General features: G+C 34.6%; 28 protein-coding genes. All 28 read left to right on the forward strand.

Annotation, left to right across the window (positions count from 1 at the left end):
- Positions 1-3 precede the first annotated feature (3 nt).
- The 28 genes from fusA (at position 4) to rpsD (ending at position 14,760) form a co-directional block, all read left to right on the forward strand.
- Positions 4-2,160 carry an elongation factor G gene (fusA, locus tag RSE15_RS10650; RefSeq protein WP_008254497.1) on the forward strand — a complete coding sequence of 719 codons (2,157 nt, stop codon included), beginning with the start codon at positions 4-6 and terminating at the stop codon, positions 2,158-2,160.
- An 11-nt stretch (positions 2,161-2,171) separates the two neighbouring features.
- Complete coding sequence (gene rpsJ, locus RSE15_RS10655) at positions 2,172-2,477, forward strand: 30S ribosomal protein S10 (RefSeq protein ID WP_008254495.1); 306 nt, start codon at positions 2,172-2,174, stop codon at positions 2,475-2,477.
- A gap of 233 nt (positions 2,478-2,710) precedes the next feature.
- Positions 2,711-3,328 carry a 50S ribosomal protein L3 gene (gene rplC, locus RSE15_RS10660; protein ID WP_324068395.1) on the forward strand — a complete coding sequence of 206 codons (618 nt, stop codon included), beginning with the start codon at positions 2,711-2,713 and terminating at the stop codon, positions 3,326-3,328.
- Positions 3,328-3,957 carry a 50S ribosomal protein L4 gene (rplD, locus tag RSE15_RS10665; RefSeq protein WP_324068397.1) on the forward strand — a complete coding sequence of 210 codons (630 nt, stop codon included), beginning with the start codon at positions 3,328-3,330 and terminating at the stop codon, positions 3,955-3,957. The genes rplC and rplD overlap by 1 nt, the downstream gene beginning before the upstream one ends.
- 7 nt (positions 3,958-3,964) lie before the next feature.
- Positions 3,965-4,255, forward strand: coding sequence for a 50S ribosomal protein L23 (rplW, locus tag RSE15_RS10670; RefSeq protein WP_324068400.1), 291 nt, complete (start codon positions 3,965-3,967; stop codon positions 4,253-4,255).
- 6 nt (positions 4,256-4,261) lie between these two features.
- Positions 4,262-5,086: a 50S ribosomal protein L2 gene (gene rplB, locus RSE15_RS10675; RefSeq protein WP_264548177.1), complete on the forward strand. Its 825-nt coding sequence runs from the start codon at positions 4,262-4,264 to the stop codon at positions 5,084-5,086.
- Between the two features lie 10 nt (positions 5,087-5,096).
- The gene (gene rpsS / locus RSE15_RS10680) at positions 5,097-5,375 is read left to right on the forward strand and encodes a 30S ribosomal protein S19 (protein WP_073583326.1); all 279 of its coding nucleotides are present in this window, start codon (positions 5,097-5,099) and stop codon (positions 5,373-5,375) included.
- A 9-nt stretch (positions 5,376-5,384) separates the two neighbouring features.
- On the forward strand, positions 5,385-5,795 hold the full coding sequence (gene rplV / locus RSE15_RS10685) for a 50S ribosomal protein L22 (protein ID WP_324068405.1): 411 nt from the start codon (positions 5,385-5,387) through the stop codon (positions 5,793-5,795).
- Positions 5,796-5,800: 5 nt separating this feature from the next.
- Positions 5,801-6,535 carry a 30S ribosomal protein S3 gene (rpsC, locus tag RSE15_RS10690; protein WP_264368715.1) on the forward strand — a complete coding sequence of 245 codons (735 nt, stop codon included), beginning with the start codon at positions 5,801-5,803 and terminating at the stop codon, positions 6,533-6,535.
- A gap of 19 nt (positions 6,536-6,554) precedes the next feature.
- The gene (gene rplP / locus RSE15_RS10695) at positions 6,555-6,974 is read left to right on the forward strand and encodes a 50S ribosomal protein L16 (protein WP_008254483.1); all 420 of its coding nucleotides are present in this window, start codon (positions 6,555-6,557) and stop codon (positions 6,972-6,974) included.
- 12 nt (positions 6,975-6,986) lie between these two features.
- Positions 6,987-7,178 (forward strand): 50S ribosomal protein L29, encoded by a 192-nt coding sequence (rpmC, locus tag RSE15_RS10700; protein ID WP_008254482.1) that lies wholly within the window; start codon positions 6,987-6,989, stop codon positions 7,176-7,178.
- An 18-nt stretch (positions 7,179-7,196) separates the two neighbouring features.
- Positions 7,197-7,454: a 30S ribosomal protein S17 gene (gene rpsQ, locus RSE15_RS10705; RefSeq protein ID WP_008254481.1), complete on the forward strand. Its 258-nt coding sequence runs from the start codon at positions 7,197-7,199 to the stop codon at positions 7,452-7,454.
- Positions 7,455-7,456: 2 nt separating this feature from the next.
- A complete protein-coding gene (rplN, locus tag RSE15_RS10710; protein WP_007803649.1) occupies positions 7,457-7,825 on the forward strand; it encodes a 50S ribosomal protein L14 in 369 nt (122 codons plus the stop codon).
- An 11-nt stretch (positions 7,826-7,836) separates the two neighbouring features.
- Positions 7,837-8,151: a 50S ribosomal protein L24 gene (rplX, locus tag RSE15_RS10715; protein ID WP_324068463.1), complete on the forward strand. Its 315-nt coding sequence runs from the start codon at positions 7,837-7,839 to the stop codon at positions 8,149-8,151.
- A 2-nt stretch (positions 8,152-8,153) separates the two neighbouring features.
- A complete protein-coding gene (gene rplE, locus RSE15_RS10720) occupies positions 8,154-8,705 on the forward strand; it encodes a 50S ribosomal protein L5 (protein WP_324068465.1) in 552 nt (183 codons plus the stop codon).
- Between the two features lie 3 nt (positions 8,706-8,708).
- Complete coding sequence (gene rpsN / locus RSE15_RS10725) at positions 8,709-8,978, forward strand: 30S ribosomal protein S14 (RefSeq protein ID WP_014387709.1); 270 nt, start codon at positions 8,709-8,711, stop codon at positions 8,976-8,978.
- Between the two features lie 105 nt (positions 8,979-9,083).
- The gene (gene rpsH, locus RSE15_RS10730) at positions 9,084-9,482 is read left to right on the forward strand and encodes a 30S ribosomal protein S8 (protein ID WP_133609608.1); all 399 of its coding nucleotides are present in this window, start codon (positions 9,084-9,086) and stop codon (positions 9,480-9,482) included.
- Between the two features lie 15 nt (positions 9,483-9,497).
- Entirely contained in the window at positions 9,498-10,040 is a 543-nt protein-coding gene (gene rplF, locus RSE15_RS10735) for a 50S ribosomal protein L6 (protein WP_324068467.1), read from the forward strand.
- A gap of 11 nt (positions 10,041-10,051) precedes the next feature.
- On the forward strand, positions 10,052-10,402 hold the full coding sequence (gene rplR / locus RSE15_RS10740; protein WP_026725631.1) for a 50S ribosomal protein L18: 351 nt from the start codon (positions 10,052-10,054) through the stop codon (positions 10,400-10,402).
- A gap of 6 nt (positions 10,403-10,408) precedes the next feature.
- Complete coding sequence (rpsE, locus tag RSE15_RS10745; RefSeq protein ID WP_008254470.1) at positions 10,409-10,933, forward strand: 30S ribosomal protein S5; 525 nt, start codon at positions 10,409-10,411, stop codon at positions 10,931-10,933.
- Between the two features lie 13 nt (positions 10,934-10,946).
- A complete protein-coding gene (gene rpmD / locus RSE15_RS10750; protein ID WP_111566953.1) occupies positions 10,947-11,129 on the forward strand; it encodes a 50S ribosomal protein L30 in 183 nt (60 codons plus the stop codon).
- Positions 11,130-11,141: 12 nt separating this feature from the next.
- Positions 11,142-11,594, forward strand: a complete 453-nt coding sequence (gene rplO, locus RSE15_RS10755) for a 50S ribosomal protein L15 (RefSeq protein ID WP_008254468.1) — start codon at positions 11,142-11,144, stop codon at positions 11,592-11,594.
- A gap of 12 nt (positions 11,595-11,606) precedes the next feature.
- The gene (secY, locus tag RSE15_RS10760; RefSeq protein ID WP_111566952.1) at positions 11,607-12,950 is read left to right on the forward strand and encodes a preprotein translocase subunit SecY; all 1,344 of its coding nucleotides are present in this window, start codon (positions 11,607-11,609) and stop codon (positions 12,948-12,950) included.
- A gap of 5 nt (positions 12,951-12,955) precedes the next feature.
- A complete protein-coding gene (gene infA / locus RSE15_RS10765; RefSeq protein ID WP_008254466.1) occupies positions 12,956-13,171 on the forward strand; it encodes a translation initiation factor IF-1 in 216 nt (71 codons plus the stop codon).
- A 10-nt stretch (positions 13,172-13,181) separates the two neighbouring features.
- Complete coding sequence (gene ykgO, locus RSE15_RS10770) at positions 13,182-13,298, forward strand: type B 50S ribosomal protein L36 (protein ID WP_002987490.1); 117 nt, start codon at positions 13,182-13,184, stop codon at positions 13,296-13,298.
- Positions 13,299-13,300: 2 nt separating this feature from the next.
- A complete protein-coding gene (gene rpsM / locus RSE15_RS10775; protein ID WP_264368713.1) occupies positions 13,301-13,675 on the forward strand; it encodes a 30S ribosomal protein S13 in 375 nt (124 codons plus the stop codon).
- An 11-nt stretch (positions 13,676-13,686) separates the two neighbouring features.
- A complete protein-coding gene (gene rpsK / locus RSE15_RS10780; protein WP_008254446.1) occupies positions 13,687-14,070 on the forward strand; it encodes a 30S ribosomal protein S11 in 384 nt (127 codons plus the stop codon).
- An 84-nt stretch (positions 14,071-14,154) separates the two neighbouring features.
- Positions 14,155-14,760, forward strand: coding sequence for a 30S ribosomal protein S4 (gene rpsD, locus RSE15_RS10785; RefSeq protein ID WP_008254444.1), 606 nt, complete (start codon positions 14,155-14,157; stop codon positions 14,758-14,760).
- The last annotated feature ends 13 nt before the right edge of the window (positions 14,761-14,773 follow it).

Raw genomic sequence — 14,773 nt, forward strand, 5'->3', positions numbered from 1 at the left:
GAAATGGCTAGAGATTTAAAATATACAAGAAATATTGGAATTGCTGCTCACATTGATGCTGGTAAAACAACAACAACTGAGCGTATCTTATTCTATACAGGAAAATCACACAAAATTGGTGAAGTACATGATGGTGCTGCAACAATGGACTGGATGGCACAAGAGCAAGAAAGAGGTATTACAATTACTTCAGCTGCTACAACTTGTGAATGGAATTTCCCAACAGAGCAAGGAAAAGTATTGCCAGAGACATTACCATACCACTTTAATATTATCGATACACCGGGACACGTTGACTTTACAGTTGAGGTAAACCGTTCGTTACGTGTATTAGATGGTTTAGTATTCTTATTTAGTGCGGTTGATGGTGTTGAGCCTCAATCTGAAACTAACTGGAGATTAGCTGACCAATACAGAGTTCCACGTATGGGATTCGTAAACAAAATGGACCGTCAAGGTTCTAACTTCTTAAATGTTTGTCAACAAGTTAGAGATATGTTAAAATCTAACGCTGTTGCAATTACTTTACCAATTGGTGAAGAAAATGACTTTAAAGGAGTTGTTGACTTAGTAAAAAACCAAGCTATTATTTGGCATGACGAAACACAAGGGGCAACTTTTGATATCGTGCCTATTCCAGCTGATATGGTTGACGAAGTAAAAGAGTATCGTTCAATTTTAATTGAAGAGATTGCTACTTACGACGAAAACTTGTTGGAGAAATACATGGAAGATGAAAACTCTATTACTGAGGAAGAAATCAATACAGCTTTAAGAGCTGCTACAATTGACATGGCTATCATTCCTATGATTGCTGGTTCTTCTTTCAAAAATAAAGGTGTTCAGTTCATGTTAGATGCAGTATGTAAATACTTACCATCTCCAATGGATAAAGAAGGTATCGAAGGAATTCACCCTGATGATGCTGACTTATTAGAAGAAGATCAAAAGAAAATTTTACGTCGTCCTGATCCAAAAGAGCCGTTTGCAGCTTTAGCATTTAAAATTGCTACTGACCCTTATGTTGGACGTTTAGCTTTCTTCCGTGCTTATTCAGGTCGTTTAGATGCAGGTTCTTATATTTTGAATACACGTTCAGGAAACAAAGAGCGTATATCTCGTATTTACCAAATGCACGCTAACAAACAAAATCCAATCGAATATATTGAGGCTGGAGATATTGGAGCTGCTGTAGGATTTAAAGATATCAAGACTGGAGATACAATGTGTGATGAAAAACACCCAATTATCCTTGAGTCAATGAAATTCCCTGATCCTGTAATTGGTATCGCAATTGAGCCAAAAACAAAAGCTGACGTAGATAAAATGGGTATGGCTTTAGCTAAATTAGCTGAAGAAGATCCAACATTTACAGTTAGAACTGATGAGGCTTCAGGTCAAACGATTATTTCAGGTATGGGTGAGTTACACTTAGACATCCTTGTGGATCGTATGAAACGTGAGTTTAAAGTTGAGGTTAACCAAGGTGAGCCACAAGTAGAATATAAAGAAGCGTTCACAAAATCAGCACAACACAGAGAAACTTACAAAAAGCAATCTGGAGGTCGTGGTAAATTTGGTGATATCGTATTCCGTTTAGAACCTGCTGATTTAGTAGACGGTAAAGCTCCTATGGGATTACAGTTTGTTAATGAAGTTAAAGGTGGTAACGTACCAAAAGAATATATTCCAGCTGTTGAAAAAGGTTTCAGGGAAGCTATGAAAGCAGGTCCTCTAGCAGGATATGCAGTAGATAGTTTAAAAGTAACTTTATTAGACGGATCTTTCCACCCTGTGGATTCTGATGCTCTTTCTTTTGAATTAGCAGCTAAAATGGGATATAAAGAAGTAGGTCGTGCTGCTGGTGCAGTTATTCTTGAGCCAATCATGAAAATTGAAGTTATTACTCCAGAAGAAAATATGGGTGATATCGTTGGTGACTTGAACCGTCGTAGAGGTCAAGTAAATGACATGGGTGATAGAAATGGTGCTAAAACTATCAAAGCAGATGTGCCTTTATCAGAAATGTTTGGTTATGTAACTACATTAAGAACATTATCATCAGGTAGAGCTACATCAACAATGGAGTTTTCACATTATGCAGAAACACCTTCTAATATTTCAGAAGCTGTAATCAAAAAAGCAAAAGGTAACGCTTAATTTTTAAGAAAATGAGTCAAAAAATCAGAATAAAATTAAAATCTTACGATCACATGTTGGTTGATAAATCAGCAGAGAAGATTGTAAAAACTGTAAAAAGTACAGGTGCAGTAGTGACGGGTCCAATTCCATTACCAACTCACAAAAAGATTTTTACTGTATTACGTTCTCCACACGTTAACAAAAAATCAAGAGAGCAGTTCGAATTAAGTTCATACAAGAGACTATTAGATATCTATAGTTCTTCTTCAAAAACAATCGATGCTTTAATGAAATTAGAGTTACCAAGCGGAGTTGAAGTAGAAATCAAAGTATAATTGATTTAGATTGTAAAATCGCAATAATAGAAAAAACCGTTAATGTTTCAAGCATTACGGTTTTTTTCTTATCATTTTTAGAAGGTGAAAATATCTTTTTATAAGGTTTTTTTACTTAACTATTTATTTTTGCGATAATTAAAAAATAATTTATATATTTGCACCCTCAAAATGAGTAGTGTGCAAATACTATTTGTATTATAAATAAGAGTTTAATTAATAATTAGTTTAATATGTCTGGGTTAATCGGAAGAAAAATTGGCATGACTAGCATCTTTGATGAGAACGGGAAAAATATTCCTTGTACTGTAATCGAGTGTGGTCCATGCGTTGTTACCCAAGTCAGAACCAATGAAGTAGATGGATATTCTGCTATTCAGTTAGGTTTCGATGACAAAGCTGAAAAACGTTCTATTAAAGCTGAGTTAGGTCACTTTAAGAAAGCGGGAACAGCTGCGAAGAAGAAAGTCGTTGAATTCAAAGGTTTTGATCAGGAGTACAAATTAGGCGATGTAATCGCTGTTGACTTATTCGCCGAAGGTGAATTTGTTGATGTTGTAGGAGTTTCTAAAGGTAGAGGATTTCAAGGAGTTGTTAAACGTCATGGTTTTGGCGGTGTTGGACAAGCAACACATGGTCAACATAACCGTTTAAGAGCGCCTGGTTCTGTAGGAGCTTCATCTTATCCATCTAGAGTATTCAAAGGAATGCGTATGGCTGGAAGAATGGGAGGAGATAATGTAACAGTACAAAACCTTAGAGTTTTAAAAGTGGTTGGTGAGAAAAATCTTTTAGTAATAAAAGGTTGTGTACCAGGTCACAAAAACTCTTATGTAATCATTCAGAAGTAATGGAAGTAAAAGTTTTAGATATCAACGGAAAAGAAACTGGAAGAAAAGTTCAACTTTCTGATTCAGTTTTCGCAATCGAGCCAAACAAACATGCTGTATATTTAGATGTAAAGCAATATTTGGCGAATCAAAGACAAGGGAACCACAAAGCTAAAGAAAGAGCTGAAGTTGCAGGAAGTACTCGTAAAATTAAAAAACAAAAAGGAACAGGTACTGCTCGTGCAGGATCTGCTAAAAATCCATTGTTTAAAGGTGGAGGTACAGTTTTTGGACCAAGACCAAGAAGCTATTCATTCAAATTGAACAAAAACTTAAAAAGATTAGCTCGTAAATCAGCTTTTTCTTTGAAAGTAAAAGAGTCAAATTTAGTGGTAGTTGAAGATTTTACATTTGATACACCAAACACTAAAAATTTCATTAACGTATTGAAATCTTTAGGGTTAGAGAATAAAAAATCTTTATTTGTGTTGGGTGATACAAATAAAAATGTATATTTGTCGTCACGAAATTTAAAAACGTCTAACGTTGTAACCACTTCAGAATTAAGTACTTATGCGATTTTAAACGCAAAAAGTCTAGTTCTTTTAGAAGGTTCTGTAGATGTAATTGAAGCTAATTTAAGTAAATAATAAGATTATGAGTATCATAATTAAGCCTATTATAACTGAGAAAATAACTAAAGATGGTGAAATTTTTAACCGTTTTGGTTTTGTAGTTGTTAAAACTGCTAACAAAATTCAAATCAAAAATGCTATTGAAGCTGCTTTTGGTGTGAATGTAGTTAACGTTAATACAATGAACTATAGAGCTGATAGAAGTGTTAAATATACTAAAAGTGGTTTAATCAGTGGGAAAACAAATGCTTACAAAAAAGCAATTGTACAAGTTCAAGAGGGAGAAACAATAGATTTTTATACTAATATCTAATAGAAAATGTCAGTTAGAAAATTAAAACCTATTACCCCGGGTCAGCGATTTAGAGTTGTTAATAGCTTTGACACTATTACAACTGATAAGCCGGAGCGTTCATTGATCGCACCGAAAAAAAACTCTGGAGGTAGAAATAGTCAAGGAAAAATGACCATGCGTTACACAGGCGGTGGTCACAAACAAAAGTATCGTATTATCGATTTTAAAAGAACTAAAGATGGGATTCCAGCTACAGTTAAAACAATCGAGTACGATCCAAATCGTTCAGCTTTTATTTCATTATTGTATTATGCTGATGGAGCTAAAACTTACATCATTGCACAAAATGGATTACAAGTTGGACAAACTGTAGTTTCAGGTGTTGATGCGTCTCCAGAAATTGGAAATGCAATGCCTTTAAGTAAGATTCCTCTAGGAACTGTTATTTCGTGTATCGAATTAAGACCAGGTCAAGGAGCTGTTATCGCTCGTTCTGCAGGAACTTTTGCTCAATTGATGGCAAGAGATGGAAAATATGCTACAATTAAAATGCCATCAGGTGAAACAAGATTAATCTTGTTAACTTGTTCAGCAACAATTGGAGCAGTTTCTAATTCAGACCACCAATTAATCGTATCAGGTAAAGCTGGTAGATCAAGATGGTTAGGTAGAAGACCAAGAACAAGACCAGTAGCAATGAACCCAGTAGATCACCCTATGGGAGGTGGTGAAGGACGTTCATCTGGAGGTCATCCACGTTCTAGAAAAGGTTTACCTGCTAAAGGTTATAGAACTCGTTCTAAAGTTAACCCGAGTAATAAGTATATTGTAGAACGTAGAAAGAAATAATTAGATAGACATGGCACGTTCATTAAAAAAAGGACCATTTGTTCACTATAAATTAGAGAAGAAAGTTCAAGAAAATATCGCAGGTGGTAATAAAGGTGTTGTTAAGACTTGGTCTAGAGCATCAATGATTACTCCAGATTTCGTTGGACAGACAATCGCAGTTCACAATGGTCGTCAGTTTGTACCAGTTTACGTTACAGAAAACATGGTAGGACACAAATTAGGAGAGTTTTCACCAACAAGATCTTTTAGAGGTCATGCTGGGGCTAAAAATAAAGGTAAAAAATAATAGGAAGCTATGGGAGTTCGTAAAAGAGAAAGAGCAGAGCAGACTAAAGAGGCAAAAAAACATGTTGCTTTTGCTAAATTAAATAACTGTCCAACTTCACCTAGAAAAATGCGTTTAGTAGCAGATTTAGTTAGAGGTCAGAAAGTAGAATTAGCTCTTAATATATTAAGATTTAGTCAAAAAGAAGCTTCAAGAAAATTAGAAAAATTGTTGTTATCTGCCATAAATAATTATGTTCAGAAAAACGAGGATGCTAATTTAGAAGAAGCAGGCTTATTTGTAAAAACGATTACAGTAGATGGTGGAATGATGTTAAAAAGACTTCGTCCAGCTCCACAAGGTCGTGCACACAGAATTAGAAAGCGTTCTAATCACGTAACAATCGTGTTAGGATCAAATGATAACACACAAAGCAATTAATTAAGATGGGACAAAAGACAAATCCAATAGGAAATAGACTTGGAATCATCAGAGGATGGGATTCAAACTGGTATGGTGGAAATGATTACGGTGATAAAATCGCTGAAGATTATAAAATCAGAAAGTATATCCATGCTCGTTTATCTAAAGCTAGTGTATCAAAAATAATTATCGAAAGAACTTTAAAACTTGTAACCGTTACTATCACTACTGCTAGACCTGGTATCATTATCGGAAAAGGTGGTCAAGAGGTAGACAAGTTAAAAGAAGAACTTAAGAAAATTACTGACAAAGAGGTTCAAATCAACATCTTTGAAATTAAAAGACCTGAACTTGATGCTTATTTAGTAGGAACAAGTATTGCTCGTCAAATTGAAAGTAGAATTTCATACAGACGTGCAATTAAAATGGCTATTGCTGCTGCTATGCGTATGAACGCAGAAGGTATTAAAGTTCAAATTTCTGGTCGTTTGAATGGTGCTGAAATGGCACGTTCAGAAAACTTTAAAGAAGGTAGAATTCCTTTGTCAACTTTCAGAGCTGATATTGATTATTCATTAGCTGAAGCACATACTACTTATGGTAGAATGGGAATCAAAGTATGGATAATGAAAGGTGAGGTTTATGGAAAAAGAGATCTTTCTCCGTTAGTAGGAATGGACAAACAAAAGTCTAAACCTTCAGGATCTTCTGCTCCAAAAAGAGATGGAAATAAGCCAAACGCACGCAAAAGAAAGTAATTATTTAAACTAAAGAAAAATGTTACAGCCTAAAAGAACAAAATACCGTAAGGTACAGAAAGGTAGAATGAAAGGCGTTTCTCAAAGAGGACACGAGCTTTCAAATGGAATGTTTGGTATCAAATCTTTAGATTCTTCATTTATTACTTCTCGTCAAATTGAAGCAGCTCGTATCGCAGCAACACGTTTCATGAAAAGAGAAGGTCAATTATGGATCAAAATATTTCCAGATAAACCTATTACAAAGAAACCATTAGAAGTACGTATGGGTAAAGGTAAAGGTGCAGTTGAGTATTGGGCTGCAGTTGTTAAACCTGGTAAAATTATGTTTGAAGTTGGAGGAGTTCCTCTATCAGTTGCAAAAGAAGCTTTACGCTTAGCAGCTCAAAAACTTCCTGTTAAAACTAAGTTTATCGTTGCTAGAGATTTCGAAGCATAATCAAAATTTATTATGAAACAATCAGAAATTAAAAATCTATCTGCAGCTGAGTTACAAGAACAACTTAGTCAGTTAAAGAAAACGTATACCGACCTAAAAAATGCTCATGCAATTTCGCCAATCCAAAATCCTCTTCAATTAAGAGGTTTAAGAAGATCAGTTGCGAGATTACATACAGAGTTAACTAAAAGAGAGTTACAATAATTGTAGACTAGCTGAAAGATGGAAAAAAGAAATTTAAGAAAAGAGAGAATTGGTGTGGTGACTTCAAACAAAATGGAGAAATCTATTGTTGTGTCACAAACTACAAAAGTGAAACACCCATTATACGGTAAGTTCGTGTTAAAAACTAAAAAATATGTTGCACACGACGAAACAAACGATTGTAACATTGGAGATACAGTAAAGATCATGGAAACAAGACCTTTATCTAAATCAAAATGTTGGAGATTAGTTGAAATCATTGAAAGAGCTAAGTAATTATGGTACAACAAGAGTCAAGATTAAAAGTAGCAGATAACACAGGAGCGAAAGAAGTTCTTACGATCCGTGTTTTAGGAGGAACGAAACGTCGTTATGCCTCTGTTGGTGACAAAATTGTAGTTTCAATTAAAGATGCAACTCCAAACGGAAACGTTAAAAAAGGAGCGGTATCAACTGCAGTAGTTGTACGTACCAAAAAAGAAGTGAGAAGAGCTGATGGATCTTATATCCGTTTTGACGATAACGCATGTGTATTGTTAAACGCTGCAGGTGAAATGAGAGGAACTCGTGTTTTTGGTCCAGTTGCCAGAGAACTTCGTGAAAAACAATTCATGAAAATTGTATCATTAGCACCAGAAGTGCTTTAATTCTTATACAAATGATAAAGCTAAAAATAAAATCAGGAGATATCGTAAGAGTTATTGCTGGAGACCATAAAGGTTCTGAAGGTAAAATCGTACGTGTTCTTCGTGAGAAAAACAAAGCGATTGTTGAAGGAGTTAACATGGTTTCGAAACATACTAAACCAAGTGCTAAAAACCCTCAGGGAGGAATCGTTAAAAAAGAAGCTCCTATTCATGTGTCTAACTTGTCTTTAATTGACCCAAAGTCAAAAGAAACAACTAAAGTTGGTTTCAAAGAAGAAGGAGACAAGAAAGTGAGATTTTCAAAAAAATCTAATCAAGTATTATAGTTATGGCATATATTCCTAGACTAAAAGAAGAATATAAGAGCAGAGTAATTGCAGCTCTTACAGAAGAATTCGGTTACAAAAATGTTATGCAAGTTCCTAAACTTGAAAAAATTGTTGTAAGCCGTGGTGTTGGTGCAGCTGTATCGGATAAGAAATTAGTAGATTACGCTGTTGAAGAAATGACAAAAATTACTGGGCAAAAAGCGGTTGCTACTATTTCTAAGAAAGACGTTGCGTCTTTTAAATTAAGAAAAGGTATGCCAATTGGAGCTAAAGTAACTTTACGTGGAGAAAAAATGTATGAATTCTTAGATAGATTGATTACTTCATCTTTACCACGTGTTAGAGATTTTAGTGGTATTAAATCTACAGGTTTCGACGGTAGAGGAAATTATAACCTTGGAGTACTTGAGCAAATCATTTTCCCAGAAATTGACATTGATAAAGTAAATAAAATTTCAGGTTTTGATATTACTTTCGTAACATCTGCAGAAACAGATAAAGAAGCAAAAGCATTATTAGCAGAACTAGGTTTACCTTTTAAAAAGAATTAAGACATGGCTAAAGAATCAATGAAAGCCCGTGAGGTGAAAAGAATTGCATTAGTAGAAAAGTATGCTGAGAAAAGAAAAGCTTTAAAAGAAGCTGGAGATTTCGAAGGATTACAAAAATTACCAAAAAATTCTTGTCCAGTTAGAGTACACAACCGTTGTAAATTAACAGGTAGACCAAGAGGGTATATGCGTCAGTTTGGTATTTCTCGTGTTACATTTCGTGAAATGGCAAATCAAGGATTAATTCCAGGTGTTAAAAAAGCATCTTGGTAATCTCAAAAAAAGTTATTACTTTTGCAATCCAATAAAAAAGTTTAATTGGTTAAAGGTTCAATCCGCTGAGGGCGGATTGAAAACCATAGCCGCAATTCTATACATATGTATACAGATCCAATTGCCGATTATCTTACGAGAGTTAGAAATGCAGTGAGAGCTAACCATAAAGTGGTTGAAATTCCAGCATCTAACATGAAAAAAGAAATCACAAAGATTTTATTCGATCAAGGATATATCTTAAGTTACAAATTTGAAGACAACTCTGTACAAGGTTCAATCAAAATTGCACTTAAATATGATAAAGACACGAAAGAGTCAGTTATTAAAGATATCCAAAGAATTAGTAAACCAGGTTTACGTAAATATGCAGGTTCATCAGACTTACCTAGAATCTTAAATGGTTTAGGTATTGCTATTGTTTCTACATCAAAAGGTTTGATGACAGGAAAACAAGCTAAGCAATTAAATGTTGGTGGCGAAGTTATTTGTTACGTATATTAATAAAAAGACGAGACAATGTCAAGAATAGGTAAAAATCCAATTGCAATTCCAGCAGGAGTAACTGTAGAAGTTAAAGAAGCTGTAGTTACAGTAAAAGGAAAATTAGGCGAGCTTACTCAAGAATTTTCTGATGTAACCGTTAAAATCGAAGATAACCAAGTTATCGTTGAGCGTTCATCAGATCATAAAGATGAGAGAGCGAAACACGGACTTTATCGTTCATTAATCAACAATATGATTGTTGGTGTTTCTGAAGGCTTTACAAAACAATTAGAATTAGTTGGAGTTGGATACAGAGCTTCTAATCAAGGACAAAAACTTGATTTAGCGTTAGGTTTCTCTCACAACATCGTTCTAGACGTTGTAAGCGAAGTTGTTGTAGAAACAATTTCAGAAAAAGGTAAAAATCCGATAGTGAAATTATCATCATTCGACAAACAATTATTAGGTCAAGTAGCTGCGAAGATCAGAGGTTTCCGCAAACCTGAGCCATATAAAGGAAAAGGAGTTAAGTTTGTAGGAGAAGAACTAAGAAGAAAAGCAGGTAAATCAGCTTAAAAATTAAGACTATGTCATTAACGAAATCTGAAAGAAGACAAAGAATTAAGTTCAGAATCAGAAAGATTGTAAGCGGAACTGCTGCTCAACCAAGACTTTCTGTATTCAGAAGTAATAAAGAAATCTATGCGCAAATCATAGATGACGTAAACGGTACAACTTTAGTTGCCGCTTCATCGAGAGATAAAGAAGTTGCTCAAGGAACTGCTGTTGAAACTGCAAAAGCAGTTGGTAAATTAGTTGCTGAAAAAGCACTTAAAGCAGGTATTTCGACAATCTCTTTTGATAGAGGTGGGTATTTATACCATGGACGTGTGAAATCATTAGCTGAAGGAGCTAGAGAAGCTGGACTTAAATTCTAAGAAATTATGTATCATAATTATAAAAACGTAGAGATTGTAAAACCAGGAGGTCTTGAATTAAAAGATCGTTTGGTGAGTGTAAATCGTGTTACTAAAGTTACTAAAGGAGGTAGAGCATTTGGTTTCTCTGCTATCGTAGTAGTTGGTGATGAGAACGGTGTTGTAGGTCATGGATTAGGAAAATCTAAAGATGTTTCTGAGGCTATTGCTAAAGCGGTAGAAGATGCTAAGAAAAATCTAGTGAGAATTCCATTACATGGTCAATCTGTACCTCATGAACAAAAAGGTAAATTTGGTGGAGCAAGAGTATTTTTAATGCCTGCTTCTCATGGTACTGGAGTAATTGCTGGTGGTGCTGTTCGTGCCGTATTAGAATCAGTAGGTATTCATGATGTATTATCTAAATCACAAGGTTCTTCTAACCCTCATAACGTAGTTAAAGCAACTTTTGATGCTTTATTACAAATGAGAAGCGCTTTAACGGTAGCTAAACAAAGAGGAGTATCTTTAGAAAAAGTATTCAAAGGTTAATCAACAGGAAATCATGGCAAAATTAAAAGTAAAACAAGTAAGAAGTAAAATCAATTGTCCTCTTGATCAAAAGAGAACTTTGGAAGCTTTAGGTCTTCGTAAAATGGGACAGGTTGTTGAGCATGATGCAAATCCTGCTATCCTTGGAATGGTAAATAAAGTTAAACACTTAGTTTCTGTTGAAGAAACTAAATAACACTATACAGTTATGAATTTAAGTAACTTACAACCAGCTGAAGGTTCAGTTCACAACCAAAATAAAAGAGTAGGTAGAGGAGAAGGTTCTGGTAAAGGTGGTACCGCTGCACGTGGACACAAAGGAGCTAAGTCTCGTTCTGGTTATTCTAAGAAAATTGGTTTTGAAGGTGGTCAAATGCCACTTCAAAGACGTGTGCCTAAGTTTGGTTTCAAGAACATTAATAGAGTAGAATATCAAGGTATCAATCTTGATTCGTTACAATTATTAGTAGATAACGGTGTAGTTACCGATGCAGTAGATTTTACTGTATTTGTAGATACTCGTTTGGCTACAAAAAATAGCTTAGTAAAGATTTTAGGAAGAGGTGAGCTAAAAACAAAACTTAAAGTAAGTGCTCACAAATTTACCGCATCTGCAAAAGCGGCTATCGAGGCTGCTGGTGGAGAAGCTGTAACTTTATAATCCTTTAGTAAAATGAAGAAATTTATAGATTCGTTCATCAACGTTTGGAAAATTGAAGAGTTAAAAAACAGAATTTTATTAACTCTTGGATTATTATTAGTGTACCGTTTCGGTGCTCAAGTTACCCTTCCGGGTATTGATGCTACTAAATTGACAAATCTTACAAACCAAACTGATGAAGGTATTGGATGGTTAATTAATGTATTTACAGGAGGTGCGTTTTCGCAAGCTTCTGTATTTGCATTGGGTATCATGCCATACATATCAGCTTCTATCGTAGTTCAATTAATGGGAATTGCGGTACCATATTTACAAAAATTACAAAAAGATGGTGAAAGTGGTAGAAAGAAAATTAACCAAATTACAAGATGGTTAACAATCTTAATTACTTTAGTTCAAGGTCCTGGTTATATTTATAACCTTTACAGAACTTTACCAGGAGAAGCATTTATGCTAACTGGACCTACATTCATTTTCTCTTCAGTTCTAATCTTAGTTACTGGAACTATTTTTGCAATGTGGTTAGGAGAAAAAATTACTGATAAAGGTATTGGTAATGGTATTTCTTTATTGATAATGGTAGGTATTATTGCAAGAATGCCACAAGCATTTATTCAAGAGTTTTCATCTAGAACTTCTCAAGCAAACGGGGGTGTAATGATGATTGTTATCGAATTAATTCTTTGGTTTTTAGTGATAATTGCATGTATTTTATTAGTAATGGCTGTAAGAAAAATTCCAGTACAGTATGCAAGACGTACAGTTTCTGGGGATTTTGAAGAAGACATGATGGGTGGTAACAGACAGTTTATCCCATTAAAGTTAAATGCATCAGGTGTTATGCCGATCATTTTTGCACAAGCTATTATGTTTATTCCTGCTGCTGTTTCTGGTTTGGCTAAAGAATCAGACACTGCACTTTCTATTGCAGGAATGTTCAACGATCCATTCGGTTTAGTATATAATATAGTTTTTGCTTTGTTAATTGTAATTTTTACGTACTTTTACACAGCAATTACCGTACCAACTAACAAGATGGCAGATGATTTAAAAAGAAGCGGAGGTTTTATACCAGGTGTTAAGCCAGGTGTAGAAACCGGAGATTACCTAGATAAAATTATGTCACTAATTACTTTTCCAGGATCGTTATTTCTTGCTTTAGTAGCTGTGTTCCCAGCTGTTGCAGTAAGTTTACTTGGAGTTCAAGGTGCTTGGGGTTATTTTTATGGTGGTACTTCTTTATTAATCATGGTTGGAGTTGCAATAGACACCATTCAGCAAATAAATTCTTATTTATTGAATAAACACTATGACGGTTTGATGAAAAGTGGTAAAAATAGAAAAGCAGTAGCTTAATTTTTATGGCAAAACAATCAGCAATAGAACAAGACGGTACAATTATTGAAGCATTGTCAAATGCTATGTTCCGTGTGGAGTTAGAAAACGGACATATTGTAATTGCTCATATCTCTGGTAAAATGCGTATGCATTACATTAAGTTGTTGCCAGGTGACAAGGTTAAACTTGAAATGAGCCCTTATGATTTGTCTAAAGCAAGAATTACTTATAGATACTAAAGCTATTAAAATGAAAGTAAGAGCATCAGTTAAAAAAAGAAGTGCCGAGTGCATTATTGTACGTAGAAAAGGAAGATTATACGTTATTAACAAAAAGAATCCTAGATTTAAACAAAGACAAGGATAATTATGGCAAGAATTGCAGGGGTAGATATACCTAAACAAAAAAGAGGAATCATTGCTTTAACATACATATTTGGTATTGGTAGAAGCAGAGCTAAAGATATATTAGCTAAAGCTCAAGTGAGCGAAGACAAGAAAGTTCAAGATTGGAATGATGACGAGATCGGAGCAATTCGTGATGCGGTATCTTATTTCAAAATTGAAGGTGAATTGCGTTCAGAAGTTCAATTAAACATCAAACGTTTAATGGATATTGGATGTCAAAGAGGTATTCGTCATAGAGCTGGACTTCCATTGAGAGGTCAAAGAACTAAAAACAACTCTAGAACTAGAAAAGGTAAGAGAAAAACTGTTGCTAACAAGAAAAAAGCAACTAAATAATAAGTAATAATATGGCTAAAGCAACAGCAAAAAAACGTAAAGTTATCGTTGAATCTTCAGGAGAAGCACATATTAATGCTACTTTTAACAACATCATTATTTCTTTGACTAATAAGAAAGGTGAAGTTATTTCTTGGTCTTCAGCTGGTAAAATGGGCTTTAGAGGTTCTAAAAAGAATACTCCTTATGCAGCTCAAATGGCAGCAGAAGATTGTAGTAAAGTAGCTCTTGAAGCTGGACTTAAAAAAGTGAAAGTTTATGTGAAAGGTCCAGGAAATGGTAGAGAATCTGCTATTAGATCTATTCATAATTCTGGAGTTGAAGTTACTGAAATCATTGATGTAACTCCAATGCCTCACAACGGATGTCGTCCTCCGAAAAGAAGAAGAGTATAATTTAAGTATAACATAGGTAGGTTTAAAATTATCGAAGGATATATGACCTGAATTCATAATTCCTACCTTTTTTAATTTTTTAAAATGGCAAGATATACTGGTCCAAAAACTAAAATTGCTCGTAAATTTGGCGAAGCAATATTCGGAGAAGACAAAGCCTTCGAAAAAAGAAATTACCCTCCAGGGCAACATGGTTTAGCTAAAAAGAGAGGTAAAAAATCTGAATATGCAGTTCAGTTAATGGAAAAGCAAAAAGCTAAGTACACTTACGGAATTCTTGAAAAACAATTCAGAAACTTATTCAAAAAAGCATCTGCTGCTTCTGGAGTAACAGGTGAAATCTTATTACAATTATGTGAAGCTCGTTTAGATAACGTAGTTTACAGAATGGGTGTTGCGCCTTCTCGTAGAGCGGCTCGTCAAATTGTATCTCACAGACATATCACTGTTAACGGTGAACTTGTTAATGTACCTTCTTACCACTTAAAAGCTGGTGATAAAGTTGCTGTACGTGAAAAATCAAAATCTCTTGAAGCTATCGAGCGTTCTTTAGCAAGTTCTTCTCAGGTTTATGAGTGGATTACATGGAATAATGATACTAAAGAAGGTACTTTTGTTTCTGTACCTCAAAGACTTCAGATTCCAGAAAATATTAAAGAACAACTAATCGTTGAGTTGTATAACAAATAATAATTGACTTTAG

It is taken from the genome of Flavobacterium sp. (genome assembly GCF_035195345.1).
In the GTDB taxonomy this organism is placed as follows: Bacteria; Bacteroidota; Bacteroidia; order Flavobacteriales; family Flavobacteriaceae; genus Flavobacterium.

What these genes read in the sequence shown, in the direction of transcription:
- rpsS (WP_073583326.1), top strand. Translation starts at nt 5,097, where the DNA reads ATGGCACGTTCATTAAAAAAAGGACCATTTGTTCACTATAAATTAGAG.
- rpsK (WP_008254446.1), top strand. Translation starts at nt 13,687, where the DNA reads ATGGCTAAAGCAACAGCAAAAAAACGTAAAGTTATCGTTGAATCTTCA.
- rplX (WP_324068463.1), top strand. Translation starts at nt 7,837, where the DNA reads ATGATAAAGCTAAAAATAAAATCAGGAGATATCGTAAGAGTTATTGCT.
- rpsH (WP_133609608.1), top strand. Translation starts at nt 9,084, where the DNA reads ATGTATACAGATCCAATTGCCGATTATCTTACGAGAGTTAGAAATGCA.
- rpmD (WP_111566953.1), top strand. Translation starts at nt 10,947, where the DNA reads ATGGCAAAATTAAAAGTAAAACAAGTAAGAAGTAAAATCAATTGTCCT.
- rplO (WP_008254468.1), top strand. Translation starts at nt 11,142, where the DNA reads ATGAATTTAAGTAACTTACAACCAGCTGAAGGTTCAGTTCACAACCAA.
- rplP (WP_008254483.1), top strand. Translation starts at nt 6,555, where the DNA reads ATGTTACAGCCTAAAAGAACAAAATACCGTAAGGTACAGAAAGGTAGA.
- fusA (WP_008254497.1), top strand. Translation starts at nt 4, where the DNA reads ATGGCTAGAGATTTAAAATATACAAGAAATATTGGAATTGCTGCTCAC.
- rpsC (WP_264368715.1), top strand. Translation starts at nt 5,801, where the DNA reads ATGGGACAAAAGACAAATCCAATAGGAAATAGACTTGGAATCATCAGA.
- infA (WP_008254466.1), top strand. Translation starts at nt 12,956, where the DNA reads ATGGCAAAACAATCAGCAATAGAACAAGACGGTACAATTATTGAAGCA.
- rplN (WP_007803649.1), top strand. Translation starts at nt 7,457, where the DNA reads ATGGTACAACAAGAGTCAAGATTAAAAGTAGCAGATAACACAGGAGCG.
- rpsQ (WP_008254481.1), top strand. Translation starts at nt 7,197, where the DNA reads ATGGAAAAAAGAAATTTAAGAAAAGAGAGAATTGGTGTGGTGACTTCA.
- rplE (WP_324068465.1), top strand. Translation starts at nt 8,154, where the DNA reads ATGGCATATATTCCTAGACTAAAAGAAGAATATAAGAGCAGAGTAATT.
- rplW (WP_324068400.1), top strand. Translation starts at nt 3,965, where the DNA reads ATGAGTATCATAATTAAGCCTATTATAACTGAGAAAATAACTAAAGAT.
- rplC (WP_324068395.1), top strand. Translation starts at nt 2,711, where the DNA reads ATGTCTGGGTTAATCGGAAGAAAAATTGGCATGACTAGCATCTTTGAT.
- secY (WP_111566952.1), top strand. Translation starts at nt 11,607, where the DNA reads ATGAAGAAATTTATAGATTCGTTCATCAACGTTTGGAAAATTGAAGAG.
- rplF (WP_324068467.1), top strand. Translation starts at nt 9,498, where the DNA reads ATGTCAAGAATAGGTAAAAATCCAATTGCAATTCCAGCAGGAGTAACT.
- rpsM (WP_264368713.1), top strand. Translation starts at nt 13,301, where the DNA reads ATGGCAAGAATTGCAGGGGTAGATATACCTAAACAAAAAAGAGGAATC.
- rplR (WP_026725631.1), top strand. Translation starts at nt 10,052, where the DNA reads ATGTCATTAACGAAATCTGAAAGAAGACAAAGAATTAAGTTCAGAATC.
- ykgO (WP_002987490.1), top strand. Translation starts at nt 13,182, where the DNA reads ATGAAAGTAAGAGCATCAGTTAAAAAAAGAAGTGCCGAGTGCATTATT.
- rpsN (WP_014387709.1), top strand. Translation starts at nt 8,709, where the DNA reads ATGGCTAAAGAATCAATGAAAGCCCGTGAGGTGAAAAGAATTGCATTA.
- rpsE (WP_008254470.1), top strand. Translation starts at nt 10,409, where the DNA reads ATGTATCATAATTATAAAAACGTAGAGATTGTAAAACCAGGAGGTCTT.
- rplB (WP_264548177.1), top strand. Translation starts at nt 4,262, where the DNA reads ATGTCAGTTAGAAAATTAAAACCTATTACCCCGGGTCAGCGATTTAGA.
- rpsD (WP_008254444.1), top strand. Translation starts at nt 14,155, where the DNA reads ATGGCAAGATATACTGGTCCAAAAACTAAAATTGCTCGTAAATTTGGC.
- rpmC (WP_008254482.1), top strand. Translation starts at nt 6,987, where the DNA reads ATGAAACAATCAGAAATTAAAAATCTATCTGCAGCTGAGTTACAAGAA.
- rplD (WP_324068397.1), top strand. Translation starts at nt 3,328, where the DNA reads ATGGAAGTAAAAGTTTTAGATATCAACGGAAAAGAAACTGGAAGAAAA.
- rpsJ (WP_008254495.1), top strand. Translation starts at nt 2,172, where the DNA reads ATGAGTCAAAAAATCAGAATAAAATTAAAATCTTACGATCACATGTTG.
- rplV (WP_324068405.1), top strand. Translation starts at nt 5,385, where the DNA reads ATGGGAGTTCGTAAAAGAGAAAGAGCAGAGCAGACTAAAGAGGCAAAA.